Annotated in this window: 4 protein-coding genes; 3 read left to right on the top strand and 1 reads right to left on the bottom strand. The window is 62.2% G+C overall.

Annotated features, from left to right (window positions below; all coding sequences use genetic code 11):
• Window positions 1-2: 2 nt before the first annotated feature.
• Window positions 3-437: a mercury resistance transcriptional regulator MerR gene (locus ACZ4FV_RS52215; protein WP_011005943.1), complete on the bottom strand. Its 435-nt coding sequence runs from the start codon at window positions 435-437 to the stop codon at window positions 3-5.
• A 17-nt stretch (window positions 438-454) separates the two neighbouring features.
• Between ACZ4FV_RS52215 and merT the strand changes: the two genes are divergently transcribed.
• From merT to ACZ4FV_RS52200, 3 genes are all read left to right on the top strand, one after another.
• Window positions 455-859 (top strand): mercuric ion transporter MerT, encoded by a 405-nt coding sequence (gene merT, locus ACZ4FV_RS52210; RefSeq protein ID WP_031942792.1) that lies wholly within the window; start codon window positions 455-457, stop codon window positions 857-859.
• Window positions 860-871: 12 nt separating this feature from the next.
• Window positions 872-1147, top strand: a complete 276-nt coding sequence (gene merP / locus ACZ4FV_RS52205) for a mercury resistance system periplasmic binding protein MerP (RefSeq protein ID WP_003131987.1) — start codon at window positions 872-874, stop codon at window positions 1145-1147.
• A 71-nt stretch (window positions 1148-1218) separates the two neighbouring features.
• A partial coding sequence (locus tag ACZ4FV_RS52200) for an FAD-dependent oxidoreductase (RefSeq protein ID WP_371054214.1) occupies window positions 1219-1772 on the top strand: 554 nt, incomplete at its 3' end.

The following is a 1772-nucleotide window of genomic DNA, read 5'->3' as shown; positions in this document are numbered from 1 at the left end:
GGCTACACCGCGTCCGCACTGCGCGGTTCTTTCTTCCCTTGCAGTGACGCAATCAGCGGGCAGGAAACGTTCCCCTTCCGCGCATGGCAGGCGCACACCAAATCAGACAGCACGGCCTCCATGCGCGCCAGGTCAGCCATTTTCTCGCGCACGTCCTTGAGCTTGTGCTCGGCCAGACTGCTGGCTTCCTCGCAATGGGTGCCATCCTCCAGCCGCAGCAGCTCGGCGATCTCATCCAGGCTGAAGCCCAGCCGCTGGGCTGATTTCACGAACCGCACGCGCGCCACATCGGCGTCACCGTAACGGCGGATGCCGCCATAGGGCTTCTCCGGCTCAGGCAGCAAGCCCTTGCGTTGGTAGAACCGGATGGTTTCCACATTGACCCCGGCCGCCTTGGCGAATACGCCGATGGTCAGGTTCTCCAAATTGTTTTCCATATCGCTTGACTCCGTACATGAGTACGGAAGTAAGGTTACGCTATCCAATTTCAATTCGAAAGGACAAGCGCATGTCTGAACCAAAAACCGGGCGCGGCGCGCTCTTCACTGGAGGGCTTGCCGCCATCCTCGCCTCGGCTTGCTGCCTCGGGCCGTTGGTTCTGATCGCCTTGGGGTTCAGCGGCGCTTGGATCGGCAACTTGGCGGTGTTGGAACCCTATCGCCCCATCTTTATCGGCGTGGCGCTGGTGGCGTTGTTCTTCGCCTGGCGGCGCATCTACCGGCAGGCAGCGGCCTGCAAACCGGGTGAGGTCTGCGCGATTCCCCAAGTGCGAGCTACTTACAAGCTCATTTTCTGGATCGTGGCCGCGCTGGTTCTGGTCGCGCTCGGATTTCCCTACGTCATGCCATTTTTCTACTGATCGGAGTTCACCATGAAGAAACTGTTTGCCTCCCTCGCCCTCGCCGCCGTTGTTGCCCCCGTCTGGGCCGCCACCCAGACCGTCACGCTGTCCGTACCGGGCATGACCTGCTCCGCCTGCCCGATCACTGTCAAGAAGGCGATTTCCAAGGTCGAAGGCGTCAGCAAAGTTGACGTGACTTTCGAGACACGCCAAGCGGTCGTCACCTTCGACGATGCCAAGACCAGCGTGCAGAAGCTGACCAAGGCAACCGCAGACGCGGGCTATCCGTCCAGCGTCAAGCAGTGAGTCACTGAAAACGGCACCGCAGCACAACGGACGTCATTGTCTGGCGCCACAAACGATAAAGGATCTGTTGCATGACCCATCTAAAAATCACCGGCATGACTTGCGACTCGTGCGCGGCGCACGTCAAGGAAGCGCTGGAAAAAGTGCCAGGCGTGCAGTCGGCGCTGGTGTCCTATCCGAAGGGCACAGCGCAACTCGCCATCGTGCCGGGCACATCGCCGGACGCGCTGACTGCCGCCGTGGCCGGACTGGGCTACAAGGCAACGCTAGCCGATGCGCCACTGGCGGACAACCGCGTCGGACTGCTCGACAAGGTGCGGGGATGGATGGCCGCCGCCGAAAAGCACAGTGGCAACGAGCCCCCGGTGCAGGTAGCGGTCATTGGCAGCGGTGGAGCCGCGATGGCGGCGGCGCTGAAGGCCGTCGAGCAAGGCGCGCAGGTCACGCTGATCGAGCGCGGCACCATCGGCGGCACCTGCGTCAATGTCGGCTGTGTGCCGTCCAAGATCATGATCCGCGCCGCCCACATCGCCCATCTGCGCCGGGAAAGCCCGTTCGATGGCGGTATTGCGGCAACTGTGCCTACGATTGACCGCAGTAAGCTGCTGGCCCAGCAGCAGGCCCG

It is taken from the genome of Embleya sp. NPDC025285 (assembly GCF_055558835.1).
Note: the sequence above shows the minus strand (reverse complement) of the source record. Positions and strands in the feature narration are given on the sequence as shown.